The organism is Thiocystis violacea, from assembly GCF_016583565.1.
Taxonomy (GTDB): Bacteria; Pseudomonadota; Gammaproteobacteria; order Chromatiales; family Chromatiaceae; genus Thiorhodococcus; species Thiorhodococcus violaceus_A.
On the sequence record NZ_NRRF01000093.1, the window covers coordinates 1 to 14301 of the forward strand.

General features: G+C 63.3%; 13 protein-coding genes. 8 read left to right on the plus strand and 5 right to left on the minus strand.

Translation table 11 applies throughout. From position 1 onward, the window contains the following. The first annotated feature begins 431 nt into the window (after nt 1-431). The 5 genes from CKO23_RS21845 to CKO23_RS21865 all read left to right on the plus strand — a co-directional run bounded on the left by CKO23_RS21845 (nt 432) and on the right by CKO23_RS21865 (nt 4225). Nucleotides 432-851 carry a DsrE family protein gene (locus tag CKO23_RS21845; protein ID WP_200335055.1) on the plus strand — a complete coding sequence of 140 codons (420 nt, stop codon included), beginning with the start codon at nt 432-434 and terminating at the stop codon, nt 849-851. A 326-nt stretch (nt 852-1177) separates the two neighbouring features. Continuing rightward, entirely contained in the window at nt 1178-1924 is a 747-nt protein-coding gene (tsaA, locus tag CKO23_RS21850) for a tRNA (N6-threonylcarbamoyladenosine(37)-N6)-methyltransferase TrmO (RefSeq protein WP_200335057.1), read from the plus strand. Nucleotides 1925-2276: 352 nt separating this feature from the next. Beyond that, nucleotides 2277-2642, plus strand: coding sequence for a response regulator (locus CKO23_RS21855; protein WP_200335058.1), 366 nt, complete (start codon nt 2277-2279; stop codon nt 2640-2642). 3 nt (nt 2643-2645) lie between these two features. After that, nucleotides 2646-3260 carry a chemotaxis protein CheX gene (locus CKO23_RS21860; protein WP_200335060.1) on the plus strand — a complete coding sequence of 205 codons (615 nt, stop codon included), beginning with the start codon at nt 2646-2648 and terminating at the stop codon, nt 3258-3260. After that, the gene (locus CKO23_RS21865; protein WP_200335062.1) at nt 3260-4225 is read left to right on the plus strand and encodes a GGDEF domain-containing protein; all 966 of its coding nucleotides are present in this window, start codon (nt 3260-3262) and stop codon (nt 4223-4225) included. Before CKO23_RS21860 ends, CKO23_RS21865 begins: the two co-directional genes overlap by 1 nt. A gap of 19 nt (nt 4226-4244) precedes the next feature. On the opposite strand, the gene sbcB is transcribed toward CKO23_RS21865, so the two are convergent. The 5 genes from sbcB to rpsP form a co-directional block, all read right to left on the minus strand. Further along, on the minus strand, nt 4245-5684 hold the full coding sequence (sbcB, locus tag CKO23_RS21870; protein WP_200335069.1) for an exodeoxyribonuclease I: 1440 nt from the start codon (nt 5682-5684) through the stop codon (nt 4245-4247). Between the two features lie 55 nt (nt 5685-5739). Further along, nucleotides 5740-6084, minus strand: coding sequence for a 50S ribosomal protein L19 (gene rplS, locus CKO23_RS21875; RefSeq protein WP_200335071.1), 345 nt, complete (start codon nt 6082-6084; stop codon nt 5740-5742). Between the two features lie 20 nt (nt 6085-6104). Continuing rightward, complete coding sequence (gene trmD, locus CKO23_RS21880) at nt 6105-6854, minus strand: tRNA (guanosine(37)-N1)-methyltransferase TrmD (protein ID WP_200335079.1); 750 nt, start codon at nt 6852-6854, stop codon at nt 6105-6107. Between the two features lie 80 nt (nt 6855-6934). Next, a complete protein-coding gene (gene rimM, locus CKO23_RS21885) occupies nt 6935-7444 on the minus strand; it encodes a ribosome maturation factor RimM (protein WP_200335081.1) in 510 nt (169 codons plus the stop codon). A 25-nt stretch (nt 7445-7469) separates the two neighbouring features. Next, the gene (gene rpsP / locus CKO23_RS21890; protein ID WP_200335083.1) at nt 7470-7733 is read right to left on the minus strand and encodes a 30S ribosomal protein S16; all 264 of its coding nucleotides are present in this window, start codon (nt 7731-7733) and stop codon (nt 7470-7472) included. 870 nt (nt 7734-8603) lie between these two features. On the opposite strand from rpsP, the gene CKO23_RS21895 reads away from it, so the two are divergent. The 3 genes from CKO23_RS21895 (at nt 8604) to cydC (ending at nt 13838) form a co-directional block, all read left to right on the plus strand. After that, nucleotides 8604-10031, plus strand: a complete 1428-nt coding sequence (locus CKO23_RS21895) for a sigma-54 dependent transcriptional regulator (protein ID WP_200335091.1) — start codon at nt 8604-8606, stop codon at nt 10029-10031. A 265-nt stretch (nt 10032-10296) separates the two neighbouring features. Beyond that, complete coding sequence (cydD, locus tag CKO23_RS21900) at nt 10297-12096, plus strand: thiol reductant ABC exporter subunit CydD (protein ID WP_200335093.1); 1800 nt, start codon at nt 10297-10299, stop codon at nt 12094-12096. Next, nucleotides 12093-13838 (plus strand): thiol reductant ABC exporter subunit CydC, encoded by a 1746-nt coding sequence (gene cydC / locus CKO23_RS21905; RefSeq protein ID WP_200335095.1) that lies wholly within the window; start codon nt 12093-12095, stop codon nt 13836-13838. The genes cydD and cydC overlap by 4 nt, the downstream gene beginning before the upstream one ends. Nucleotides 13839-14301 lie beyond the last annotated feature (463 nt).

The window sequence follows — 14301 nt, forward strand, 5'->3', positions numbered from 1 at the left end:
CGCACTTGTTGTAGGAGGCTCAACAGGACGCAATATGTTGCCTCTCCTGGCGTCCGTCCAAGCTACCGCCCCGTTTCATGGTCCGGGGTGGCGCTCCGCCATGTGCGTTAGAACGGATTCGCCGTGGGCAATCGGGTGCGACCTTCCGTGATGCCCGCCGGCCAGCTTACGCAGGTTCGGCACCCGCTTAACTTAGGGTCCGGTTTGCGGAGTCTAAGATCGCCGCAGGGCGATCCGAATGCCCACGGACGCCTTGAGCAAGTGGCCATCGAGCCTGACGTTATCCGGGCGAGCGGCGGGTACCGGATAGCGCATCGCCGATCCCACGCAAGCGGGGCCGGGCGATCCGAATCCGGATAGCTGGAAACCACCTCATGCCCCGCGCCGTTCGCGCCACCACCAGATCAACAACAGAACGAGGATGACATCCCATGCACAAGCTTCTGATCGCCGCCGCCCTGCTCCTGTCGACGCTGGGCGTCCCGGCCCTTGCGGCCGATAAGCTCAACGTCGTCTATCACGTTTCCGAGGCCGAGAAGGTTCCCCTCGTCCTCAACAACATCCAGAACCACATTGACGGCGTCGGCGGACCCGACAAGATTCACATCGTCATGGTCGCCCACGGACCGGCCATCAATGCGCTGACGGACATCGAAGCCACCGATCGGGTCCGCACGGCGGCCGCAAAGCTCCAAGAAGAGGGTGTGGAACTCGACATGTGCGGCAACACGCTCAAGGGATTCAATCTGACGCTGGACGAGCTGCTGCCGGGCTTCGTCGAGGTCAGCCAAGGCGGCGTGACGCGGATCGGTGAGCTGCAGTCGCAGGGGTATGTCTACATTCGGCCCTGAGCCGGCGCCGGCTCGCCTGGGCGTGTCTCAACCCGCACAGACGAGCCTCTCCTCCAGCATCCCTGCTCAGCAGGGATGGCTCTCAACCACCGCAATGACTCAGCGAAACAGGCGCCACTCACGCCCAAGGAAGCGGTCAACTGCCGGATCTAGGGTCAAGGATCTCGCCGGATTCGATGACCAGGGCACATGGCGCGAAGCCGTCGGGATCAGGGTTCATGCGGCGCCCTTGACCCTTGCCGAACTGGTCTCCTTGAGCGGCATAGGATAAATTGCCGCGCCGCGGAATACCGCCTAGGTGCCGGCAGACAGTGTGTGGATCCCCAATGCCCGATGACAGACCGCTCGACCCCATCGGCTATGTCCGATCGCCCTATACGGACAAGTTCGGTATTCCCCGCCAGCCTGGGTTGGTGACGGCGGCGGAGGGCCGGATCGAGCTGCTCCCGCCTTACGCCCGAGAAGAGGCCTTCAAGGGCATCGACGGCTTCTCCCATGTCTGGGTGATCTTCCTCTTCCACCAGGACTGTCTGACCGCCGGTTGGAGCCCGACAGTTCGCCCGCCACGCCTTGGCGGCCGCGAAAGCGTCGGCGTCTTCGCGAGCCGCGCGCCCTATCGCCCGAACCCGATCGGGATCTCAGCGGTCGAGCACCTGGGGCTTCAGCGCAGTGAGAAGGGGTTGGCGCTCGGGATCCGCGGCATGGACCTGCTCGACGGCACGCCCGTACTCGACATTAAGCCCTATGTGCCCTACGCGGACGCAATCACCCAAGCCCGTGACGGCTTTGCCACGCCACCCGGAGCCACGGCGCTGGCGGTCGCGTTTTCGGATGCGGCGGAGACTGACCTGGCGTGCGCTGACCCTGGGGGCGAACGTCGGCTGCGCACGCTCATCGAGCAGATCCTGGCGCAGGACCCGAGGCCGGGGTACATGGACCGTTACCCGGCGCGGAAGCTGTTCGGCATCCGGCTGTTCGAGCTGGATATCGGCTGGACGCTGGAGGACGGGCAGGTCAGGGTCACCCGCATCCTGCCCGTCGCGGCCCTGGCGAGCGGTCCTTCAGCTCGTTGATTCGCAGCCGGTATTCGCCGGCCACGCAGCCGCGCATGTCGTCGCTCCTCCAGCAGTCGTTGCGGCCTTTGATCCATCCACGCTGCTCGGCCTTCAGCATCTTCTGCTCGCTGGCGGGGGTGTTTCGTCTCGGGGCGACGACGATCGCAGTCATTGCCGGTCCGCTGCGGGTAGATCGGGACAAGCAGGCACGGGAGGCAACGGCCGGCGCCTCGGCCTGTCGCTAGAAGTAGACACAAGGCGCAGACAGCCTCACTCGGGATTGAGTAGAATCGGCGACAGACCCGTTCGCGCGCCTTGCCAACCTTCGATTCGCGCGCCGCCTTTCCACTTAGCCGAACAAAGCCAACCCATGGATAGTCCACTCCTCCTCGTCGTCGACGACAGTAAAATGTCCCGCATGATGATCAGTCGATTCGTCGGTGATCTTCGACCCGATTGGCGAATCGCGCAGGCGAGCAGCGGTGCTGAGGCACTCGACATGATCGAGCAGGAGCCGCCAGCGCTGGTCAGCATGGATGTCAACATGCCAGGCATGAGCGGGCTTGAGGCGGCGGGGCGCATCCGTCTGCATCACCCGGAGATTCGCATCGTCCTCTGCACGGCGAACATCCAGGACGCGGTCCGCCAGGCGGCGGAGAAGGTTGGCGTCAGGTTCGTTGCCAAGCCGATCACACAGGAATCCATCGAGCGCATGGTCGCGCTCTTCGAGGAATAGTCGGTGATCGAACTCAGCGAGATGCAGCGCGACGCCCTGGGGGAGCTGTTCAACATCGGTGTCGGCCGAGCCGCGAACAGCCTGAGCATGATCGTCCGCGAGGAGGTCGAGCTGTCCGCCCCATCCGTCTCGTTGGTTCACCCAAAGGACGTGGCATCCACCCTGCTCGGCTCGGATCTGCGAGAGCTGAGCATGGTGACCATCGATTTCGCCGGCCCCTTCGACGCTCAGACCATCCTGCTGTTTCCGGAGCGCAATGCGCTGGCCATCGTCAGTCACATGCTCGATCCCGACATGACGCCGGAAGAGATGTCGGAGTTCGAGCAGGAAGCCATGTGCGAGGTCGGCAATATCATCCTCAACGCCTGCATCAGCTCCCTGGCCGATGAGTTTCAGGTCGAGTTCGAAGGTGGCTTGCCAGAGCATCACTTCAGCGACTCCGATGGGCTGCCGCTGTTCGGCGAGGACCGCGGTCAGGTAATCCTGTTGCTCCAGATTCAGCTCGGCATGCGCCAGGAGCGGATGCAAGGACACCTGCTCTTCCTGCTCAGCGTCAGCTCCATGCAGGCACTGCTCGACTGTGTGGATCAGTACCTGGAACGCCTGGGCATGGGTTGATGGATCCCGAGTTCAGCGCACAGCTGATCGACCACCTGCAGGTCGGCGTCATCCAGCTCGACGGCGAGGGCCGCATCACCTCTTGGAATACCTGGGTCGCCCGGCACAGCGGCCTCTCCACGACCGAGGCTGCCGGCAAGCGACTCGAAGAGGTCTTTCCGGGAATTCAAGCGTCGCGCCTCCCGGCAAGCATCGAGCAGGCCCTGCGCTTCCGGCTCTCTTCCATGCTGGCTCCGGGTCTCAATGCGTCCATCCTGCCGCTGTACAACAAGAAAGCGGATCGGGCCTTGGATCAGCGTATGCAGCAGCTGATCTACGTGACCCCCATCCGCCACCCGCAGTGCGCCTGCCTGATCCAGGTGCAAGACATGACGGCAACGGTGCGCAGAGAGCGGCGGCTGCGTGCCCAGTCGTCCAAGCTCATCGCGACGACCTATCGGGATGCATTGACCGGTGTCGGGAATCGACGACGCTTCGACCACGATCTGTCCCAGCTCTTCCTGGCCGCCCAGAATGAGCAAAAACCGCTGGCGCTGTTGATGATCGATGTCGACGACTTCAAGGCCTACAACGACCGCTTCGGCCACCCCAAGGGCGACGAGTGCCTGGTCATGGTGGCCCGGGCGCTGCAGGAGGGGTTGCGCCAGAAGGCCGACCGGGTGTCGCGCTATGGCGGGGAGGAATTTGGCCTACCGCTGCCGGATACGGATCTGGAGATGGCCTGCGTGATCGCGGAGCGGCTGAGGCAGCGGGTCAACGGGCTCAAGATCCCGCATCCAGCCTCTCGCACCGGAGGACATGTCACCGTGAGCATTGGCGTCTCCGCCATGGTGCCGAGGCTGGACCAGCCCGCGGACATCCTGGTCGCTCAGTCAGACCTGGCGCTCTACACGGCCAAGGACCATGGACGCAATACCAGCGTCTATTTCGAGCCCGAGAGCAACGAGCTGCGCAGTTGCAGCTGATTGAGCAGACGCGGCGGGATCAACCCTCGGCGTCCAAGATCTGCTCAGCCCAGGTGGCGAGCGATTCCAGCACAGCGAGCTTGGCCGGATCCGCGGCATGCGCCTCGGACAAGACCCCCAGTCGCTCCTCGAAGTCATGGACCTGGATGCTGCCCCCGGCCTCCGGGTCCGTCAGTCGCGCCAGGCGGAAGGCATCCCATTCCTCGCGCTCCTCCGCACTCAGCGTCTCCGGCCAGTTGCGCGCACGATAGCGGAAGAGCATCTCCGGCAGCCGCGCATCCTCGAACGCTGGCGGATCGTCGGCCAGCTCGGCGGGCGAGGCCCGGCGCACGGCGTCCATGGCGCGACGGTCCCGATCGGAGAAGAAACCGCCCGAATAGAGCATGAGGTCAGGATCGGACGCGGACGGTCGCTGCGCCGCCTGGTGCACGGCCTGGATGCGCTCACGAATCGGGCCAGCAGAGGCCAGGATGCGCTCCGCGCGCGCCGACGCCAGATCGGGCTGAATCTGCCAGCGCTCGGCGGCCTCGGGCGAGAGCGTCTGCATGGGGGCCACGACCGCGGCGCGGTTGACATGGACGGTCTTGAGCGGGATCCGCTCATGCCCCTCCGGCAGGTCCGCAGCCGGGGTAAACAACCGCAGCCGGATCTCCTCGACCGAGAGATCCAGAAGAAGCGCCGGATCCGCGCGCAGGTCGAAACAAATGATCCCGTTTCCATTGGTCGGATGAGGTGCGACCGGAAAGATGGGGGCGATGCAGCCTAGGGCCGCCGGATAACGGGCGGAGACGTGCAGCAGCGGCCGCCCTTTGTCGAGGAGTTCGCGCACACGACGCTTGTCGCGCAAGGTCAGGGCATAGTCGAAGAGCTTGGGCTGTGCCTGCCGCAACAACCGCGCCATGGCAATGGTGGCACGCACGTCAGCCAGGGCATCATGGGCCTGAGCATGCGCGATTCCGTTGGCGGCGGTGAGCTGCTCCAGCCTGAAGGACGCGGTGCCGTCCTCATGGGTCGGCCACTGGATGCCCTCGGGTCGGAGGGCATGCGCCAGCCGCAGGACGTCGATCAGATCCCAGCGGGAATTGCCGTTCTGCCACTCGCGCGCGTAGGGGTCGTAGAAATTGCGGTAGAGCAGATGACGAGTGACTTCGTCGTCGAACCGGATGCTGTTGTAGCCGGCGCCGCAGGTACCGCCGCGGCAGAGCTCGGCGTGCACGGCAGCGGTGAATTCGGCTTCGATGAGCCCTTCATGATCGGCGAGCTGGGGCGTGATGCCCGTGACCAGGCAGGCATCGGGCTGCGGCAGACAATCCGCGGCCGGACGGCAGTAGTGGACGAGGGGATCGCCAATCTCATTGAGATCGGCGTCGGTGCGGACACCGGCGAACTGACAGGGACGATCGCGGCGCGGGTCTGCGCCCCAAGTCTCGTAGTCGTGCCAGTAAAAGGTCTGAGGCACGGGCGTTGTTGCCCGATGGATCGCGCGGCCGACCGGCGGGCCGGCCACGGGACGATCAGATCTTTTCCTTGATACGGGCTGCCTTGCCCGTGAGGCCACGCAGGTAGTAGAGCTTGGCGCGACGCACGTCACCCTTGCGCTTGACCTCGATGGATGCAACCGCCGGGCTGTAGGTCTGGAAGACGCGCTCGACGCCCTCGCCGTGCGAGATCTTGCGCACCGTGAAGGCGGAGTTGAGACCGCGGTTGCGGATCGCAATGACGACGCCCTCGAAGGCCTGCAAACGCTCGCGGGCAGCTTCTTTGACCTTCACCTGGACGACGACGGTATCACCGGGGGCGAAGTCAGGGACTTCACGGTTCATTTGCTCTTGATCGAGCTGTTGAATGATGTTGCTCATGGTTTCCTTGGCTCCTGTTCTCACCCGGCGCCACCGTCACGATGGGCCAGCACAAATTCGTCGAGTAGCGCCTGCTCGGTCTCATCGAGACCGCGGCGCTTGAGTAAATCCGGTCGGCGCAGCCAGGTTCTCCCCAGCGCCTGCTTCAACCGCCAGCGCGCAATGGCCGCATGATCCCCACCCATCAGCACCGGCGGAACCGGGCGCCCGTCGATCTGTTCCGGACGGGTGTAATGCGGGCAATCCAGCAGCCCATCCATATGCGAATCTTGCAAAGCCGAGTCGGCATGGCCCAGCGCGCCAGGCAACAAACGGATGACGGCGTCCATGACCACCATGGCAGCCAGATCACCGCCACTGAGGACATAGTCTCCGATGGACCATTCCTCGTCGACGCACGCGTCGATCAGCCGCTCGTCCACACCCTCGTAGCGTCCGGCAACCAGGATCCATCCGGGGCTGCCAGCGATCTCCAGCATCGCCGCCTGATCCAGCACACGCCCTTGCGGGGACAGATAGGCGACTTTGCTCGCTGGCGCGGCGGCCTCTGCGGCCAGGATCGCGTCGCGCAGCGGCTCGAACTTCATCACCATCCCCGGCCCGCCGCCATAGGGGCGGTCATCGACGGTTCGATGCAGGTCAGAGGTGAAATCGCGCGGATTCCAGAGCCGCAGCTCCGCAAGCCCTCGCGTGAGCGCGCGCCCTGTTACACCTTGATCTGAAAAAACGCGAAACAGGTCCGGAAGCAGCGTGACGACGTCGAAGCGCATGACCTAAGACCTGCCGGTGTTTGCCCCGAGCGTTTGCCCAGTGGAACTGGCCGCGCGATGCCCCGCGGTGCCGCTGAAGCCTAGAACTCGGGATCCCAATCGACTCGGATGCGCCCGCCTTCGAAATCGACGTCTTTGATGACATCGTCCCACACGAATGGAATAAGACGCTCGCGATCCCCGAGGACCACCAAGACGTCGTTCGCGCCCGTCGAAAAGAGATGGCTGACCTGCCCGAACTCGACGCCGTCCGAGTTGATCACCGTCAGACCCTCGAGGTCGATCCAGTAGAATTCGTCCGACCTGGGCGGCGGCAACTGCGAGCGATGGATGGCGATCTCTTGGCCGATCAGCAATGCCGCCTGATCGCGGTCCGCGCACCCCTCTAGCCGAGCGATCACACCCTTGCCGTGACCTTTGCCTTCAGCGACTTGACGCGGTTCCGCTCCAGAGCCGATCAGCCAAGGCCGATAGTCCAGAATGCCTTCACGGGGCAGCGTCTCGGAAAAGACCTTGACCCAGCCCTTGACTCCGTAGACCCCGGAAATACGTCCGAGGACGACACGCTCCGGCTCAGACTGACTCACCATCCGACAGCGGCTTGATCGGCCCGAGTCAGGCCGCGCCGACCGCTGCCTCGCGAGCCGCCTGCTTCAGCAACTGCTTGGCACGGTCGGTCGGCTGCGCACCCTGACGGACCCAGTAGTCAGCCCGCTCGGTGTCGATGCGCAACGGCACTTCGCCGCCCTTGGCGTTCGGGTTGAAGAAACCGATACGCTCGATATAACGACCATCGCGCTTTGAGCGGATGTCTGCGACGACGACTTGATAAAAGGGGTTCTTCTTGGAACCACCCCGAGACAAACGGATCGTGACCATGTGCTGTCCTGGCTCGAAACTAAAATTAGGCGTTGCGGGAAGCCCCGCAGGTAAACGCGCAAATATACAGAATTCGGCGAGGAATGGAAGCACGGATTCGCATCAATCGGGCCGACCGACGCAGGGGCCGGACGCATGACGCTGATGGTGACGAGGAGGCTGCGCCGCTCGCGTCCACATGATCGCGCGCGTCCGCGCGGAGTCTGGCGTCTGTCGCCTCCTCACCCGGCGGGGCAACCATTCGAGATGGAAGTACGACGCATCTCCCGCGAGTGTCCCGACAGGCCGATTGAATTCCGACCAACGGCAGCGATCGGATGGCAACCAAGAACGCAAACGCCATCTCGACAAAGAGAGGCGCAACGGCGGTAGCCGCCCGCCTTGGGCGTGGCAGGTCATCAAAAGCAAAACCCGAAGAATGGGCGACATAAATTGTCAGGATATGACACCACATCACCAGCCCAGGCCACCTCTCCGGCATCGCCAGCACGACAGGCGCCCGCTAGACATCTGAATGAACAGTCGAAATCCGCGTTGGCACGGGAGTTGACTCGAACCATGGGGGTCAGCGCCCACCACATACGCCCCACGATAGAAAAGGCAAGGGCGTGACAAACGCGATCCTTGAACGGGTGCACACATCCAGCACGGACACACGCGAAGTTGCTAGCAAGCGCACATTTTAATCACAAAAACAACAAAAACGTCACTCCAGGGTGACATTTACTGTCGCAAAGTTGTTATGCTTTACCCAGAGAGAAGACGCAGGAACCGCCCAGCAAGAACACCCTCGCAGCACTGAAGCTGTCCCTGCTGATCGGTCCGAAGTCTCGACAGCCAGCGACCCAATCAGTGTGGAATGAGTCCGACATGCGCAAGCTACTTGTTGTTGCACAAGATGATTTACCCGAAGACGTGGTGACTGTGCTCAAGCACAAGCACTGGTCGGTCATCTACGCCAGAGACGCTGAGTCGACACGATCACTGCTCGCTGAGCGAGACTGCCTCGTCGGCATGGTCTTGTTTCCCATAAAGCGAGACAGTCATCAAGAGGCGGAATTGCAACATCATGTTGCAAGCAACCAACATGTGAAATGGATCGCCGCTCTGACTGAAGAGCAGCTCGGCCAGCGCGACATCAAACACTTCATCGCCGAACGTCTGTATGACTTCCACGTCTACCCACTCGAAGCCGACCGTTTGACGACCGTGCTCGGGCGCGCCTTCGGCATGGCCCGGCTCGAGCGCGAACTCTCGCACCGGCATGAAACCAATGTGCCCAGCCGGTTCGGGCTCGTCGGCGAGAGCCCGGTGATGCGCTCGCTCTATCGCATACTGCAGCGTGCGGCGGAGTCGGATGTGCCTGTCTTGATCACGGGCGCGACTGGCACCGGCAAAGAGCTGGCCGCACGGGCGATTCACGACCATTCGGCGCGCTCCGAGGCTCCCTATGTCGCCATCAACTGCGCCGCCATTCCACCGTCGCTCCTGCAATCAGAACTCTTCGGTCATGAGAAGGGATCCTTCACGAGCGCGAACGCACGCAAGGTTGGCTATATCCAGAGCGCAGCGGGCGGCACGCTGTTCCTCGACGAGATCGGCGACATGCCCCTGGAATCACAAGCGACCCTGCTGCGCTTTCTCGAGGACAAGATCGTCACCCCGATCGGCAGTACGCGCGGCAAGCATGTCGATGTTCGCATCGTCGCCTCGACCAACGTCAATCTGGAGCACGCGATCCAGCACAAGGCATTCAGGGCGGATCTCTACTATCGCCTCGCGTTCCTGACGATTCAGACACCTGGCTTGAGCGAGCGCGATGATGACATCGAGCTGCTCGCGAAATACTTCCTGGAAGAGATCACGATCGATGCCGGGATGCGCCACCTCAAGCTCGGCAAGGACGCCTTGGCAGCCTTGCGCCGCTACCCCTGGCCGGGCAATGTGCGCGAGCTTCGCAGCGCCGTCTTCCAGGCCGCCCTGAGCTGTGAAGGCGTCACCATCCAAGCGGAGGATCTCAAGATCCAAGCGACTGGACCCGACATCGATGGCAGCCAGACAGCACCCGCCAATGAACCACCGGAGCGCCGCAATGGCACCTCGACCGGCCACTACGTGATCGGCACATTGAAGAGCGCCCGTGAGCAGTCCGAAAAACACAACCTCGAGTACGCCCTCGAGCGCAACGCCTGCAACATCACGAGAACCGCGCAGGACTTGGGCGTATCGAGGATGACCCTCTACCGCCTGATGGCAAAACATGGCGTCGAGCGCAGCGGCATCGAGACGAGCAACTGAGGCCAACCCGGCCGACGCGCGGGATCAGCGCGCAGGTTGCCCCGAGACGGGCCACCTCGAATGAGGTGAGGTGCAACACACAAACGGCGATGGCCTCGACTGAGCGAGACGAGATCACACCAGACCCGCAGTCGCAGGGCACTTCTGCCGGGGTGTCCCCTGCTGATCACAGGCTGAAACGCAAGAATCCGCATTGCCCATCCGGGCTCCGGTTCCGTATCCTCTGAGCTTCGACGTGAATCGAGGTCTCCAGGAACGGCCCCTGATGTCTGTGACTGTCTGGCTCAAATCCCAACAGCATCTTGCCGGCAAGATGCTCACCCTCACCGTGTGGCTGACTACCACGAACGGCATCCTGGCCGTGGTCCAGGCCTGGTTCCTGGCAGTCATTCTCAACGGTGTGATTTTCAATGGCGCCAACCTGGCCGGCATCGGTCCATGGCTTTGGGTCTTGCTGGCGCTCTTCGGCGTCAGGGCGGCGATCGTCTGGCTCGCCGAACGCGCCGCCTTCGGGGCGGCGGCCGGCGTGCGCGTTGCCCTGCGCGACCAGGTCTATCGACACCTCCAGCGGCTCGGGCCCAGTTATCTCGCGGGCCAACGCAGCGGGGCTTTGGTCGAGACGCTGACCAAGGGGATCGACGATCTCGAGGCGTATTACGCGCGCTTCGTCCCGGCCATGAGCATGGTGATGATCCTGCCGCTCGCCATACTGACCGCCGTGATGCCCATCGACTGGCTCACTGGCCTGGTGCTGTTGGTCACGGCACCGATGATTCCGCTCTTCATGATCCTGATTGGCTCCGGGGCGGAGGCGCGGAATCAGCGCCAGTGGAAACAGCTCGCGCGGATGAGCGCCCACTTTCTGGATGTGATCCAGGGCCTGACGACCCTCAAGCTGTTCGGTGCCAGCCGGCGTGAGGTCGAGGTCGTGGCCCGCGTCTCGAACGACTATCGCGCGAGCACCATGCAGGTGCTACGGGTCGCCTTCCTGTCCTCGGCCGTGCTCGAATTCTTCGCCAGTGTCGGCATTGCACTGGTTGCCGTCTTCGTGGGATTTCGGCTCTATGGCCTGGCCGTTCCGGTGCCGCCCTGGTTGAAGGTCCCGGACATCGGCTATCTGCAGGGCCTCTTCGTCCTGATGCTCGCGCCCGAGTTCTACGCCCCGCTGCGGAATCTGGGCACCCAGTATCATGCCAAGATGGGCGCGGTCGCCGCTGCCGAACGCCTGATCGAGGTGCTGGAAACAGTCCCTGATCAGCCGACTCGCGGGACTCAACCCCTCTCGGCACCACGACCCTTGGGCGTGCGCTTCGAAGACCTCCGCTTCAGCTACGAAGAGGGCCGCGAGGCGCTGAAAGGACTGAGTTTCGACATCGAGCCTGGACAGCGGGTCGCGCTAGTTGGGACCAGCGGCGCGGGAAAGACCACCGTCGTTAGCCTGCTGCTCGGGTTCTTGGTGCCAACGTCAGGCCGCATCCTCATCGGAGCGCAAGATCTCGCCGAGATCGACCTGGACGACTGGCGTCGACACCTCGCCTGGGTTCCCCAGCAGCCACGACTCTTCCAGGGCAGCATTGCGGACAACATCAGGCTTGGCGTACCAGACGCCCCCCTAGAAGAGGTCCGGCAGGCCGCCCGCCGAGCCCACGCGGCCGATTTCATCGAAGCACTCCCCGCCGGCTACGAGAGCCTCGTCGGGGAGCGCGGCGCCGGCCTCTCTGGCGGCCAAATTCAACGCATCGCCCTCGCGCGTGCCTTTCTACGCGACGCGCCTCTCGTCATCCTGGATGAGGCGACGGCGAATCTGGATCCGGAAAGCGAGCGCCTGGTCCAAGAGAGCATCGACGACTTGGCAAGAGACAGAACCTTGCTGGTCATTGCGCATCGTCTGGCCACCGTGCGACGGGCGGACCACATTCTGGTGCTGGATCAGGGAAGCGTCGTCGAGCATGGCAGGCACGACGAGTTGGCCTCCGCGGGAGGCCTCTACGCCAGAATGATCGCCGCCTACGGCGCGCCGGCAGCCCCTGGCGATTCCGAGGCCCAACGAGGTGACGCCCGATGAAAGAGCTGACCCGTCTCTGGACACTCTTCCAGCCCTATCGTAGCTGGATGCTGCTCGGAACTACCCTTGCGATCATCACCTTGCTGGCCAACGTCGCACTCATGTCCTCCGCGGGCTGGTTCCTCACGGCCATGGCGTCAGCCGGTATCGCCGGCGTCGCAATGAACTATTTCACGCCTGCCGCCCTCATCCGCGGAAGCGCCATGATCCGAACCGCGGGACGCTATGGCGAGCGGCTCGTCAACCACGAGGCCACGTTTCGACTCATCGCGAGCCTCAGAGTCTGGTTTTACCAGCATCTCGAGCCACTTGCTCCCGCAAGGCTTCAGCAGTACCACAGCGGGGACCTGCTCAGCCGTATCCGCGCCGATATCGACGCGCTCGACAATCTTTACGTCAGGGTTCTGGTGCCGGTCATGGTCGCCACTGTCAGCATCCTACTCTTCACCCTCTTTCTCCTGTTCTATCACCCCATCCTCGCCATCTCTGGCCTGATCTTCTTGTTGATCGCCGGCGTCGGCCTGCCGATCTGGTCTCAGGCGCGAGGTCGGGTGCCGGGCCAGCGGATCGCAGAGGATGAAGCGACGCTACGCACCGCGGTCATCGATGGGATTCAGGGCATGGCGGAGCTCACCCTCTATGGGGTTACCGAGCGGCAGGCAACGCGCATCGACACTCTGAGCCGCGGCCTGATCGCCGACCAGGCCCGGCTGAGCAGCGATCATGGTCTCACGCAGGCCGCCGTCGGACTCTGCGCCAGCCTCAGTCTTTGGGCGCTGCTCTGGCTGGCCACCCCGATGGTTCATGACGGTCGGATCATGCCACCGCAACTTGCCATGCTCGCCCTATTCACCTTGGCCAGCTTCGAGGCCGTCGCACCGCTTCCACAGGCATTCCAGCTCTTGGGACGAACGCTCGCCGCGGCACGTCGCCTGTTCAGCATCGTCGATACTGAACCCGCCGTCGCTGAACCGGCGGGGATCTCGCCCAGACCTCAGCGCTTCGACATCGAACTCGCCGATGTCAGCTTCCGTTATCCCGGAGCTGCAACTCAAGCTGTCACAGACATCCGGCTTCTGGTCCCCGAGGGAAGCAGGGCGGCGGTCATCGGCGCAACCGGCTCAGGCAAGAGTACGCTGTTCAATCTGCTGCTACGTTTCTGGCCACCAAACTCCGGTGTCATCCGCATCGGCGGGCACGACATTCTCGATTTCCATGGCGATGACCTCCGACGCCATATCGCTGTCGTTAGCCAGCACACCCACCTCTTCGACAGCACCATTCGCGAGAACCTGCTCATCGCCAATCCTGAGGCCTCGCAAGGCGCGATCGAAGCGGCCTGTCGAGTGGCACAGATCCACGACTTCGTCGCTGGTCTCCCCGATGGCTACGACACCTGGGTGGGCGAGACGGGCGTCAGGCTCTCAGGCGGACAAGGCAGGCGAATCGCTGTCGCCCGCGCCCTGCTCAAGGATGCCCCCATTCTCCTGCTCGACGAGCCGACGGAGGGATTGGACGCCGCCACCGAGCGCGATCTCATGCAAGCCTTGGACAAATTGATGATCGGACGGACAGTGCTCTTAATCACCCACCGCCCAGCCGGCCTGAACTGGGTCGACCAGGTCTTGGTCCTGGATCAAGGCCGCGAGTTGGCGCGTGGCGACGCCTCCATCGTGCCCAAAGCGATGGAGGCAAGATTGCTCGCAGTCGGCCCCAACATCGCATCGGGCGGCACATCCTGAAGCACGCAGCTCAACGCAGGAGTTGCGCACATCGTCGCGATGCCATGGGCCTGCTAGCCCAAGCAGCTAGCAGGCTAGCAAGCTAGCAGGCGCCGACCTTACGGATCAGCATTGAGCATCAACCAAGCGCAATCGGCGGCCTCCCTGCAGAGTGCCAATCGACAAGGGCATTGCGGCCGACGAGCCATGCTCAGCTTTCAGTCCGGGCGCCGTTGCGATCAAACCCCGTAATGGCGGAGATGTGGAAGCGGGCAAGGTCTTAGCACTGCTGGAAAGGCAGCCATCGACTGCAAGATGGGTAGAGCGTGACGGGTCGACGTTTCGACGTCACCTCGCCGCCGAGTCGCCGATTCTGTGGATTTCCCAAAGGAAAAACCCCCGCCGCTGATAAGTGGAGGGGGTTTTTGGGAGAGGCCCTGGCGGTGACCTACTTTCGCATGGGGAGGCCCCACACTAGCATCGG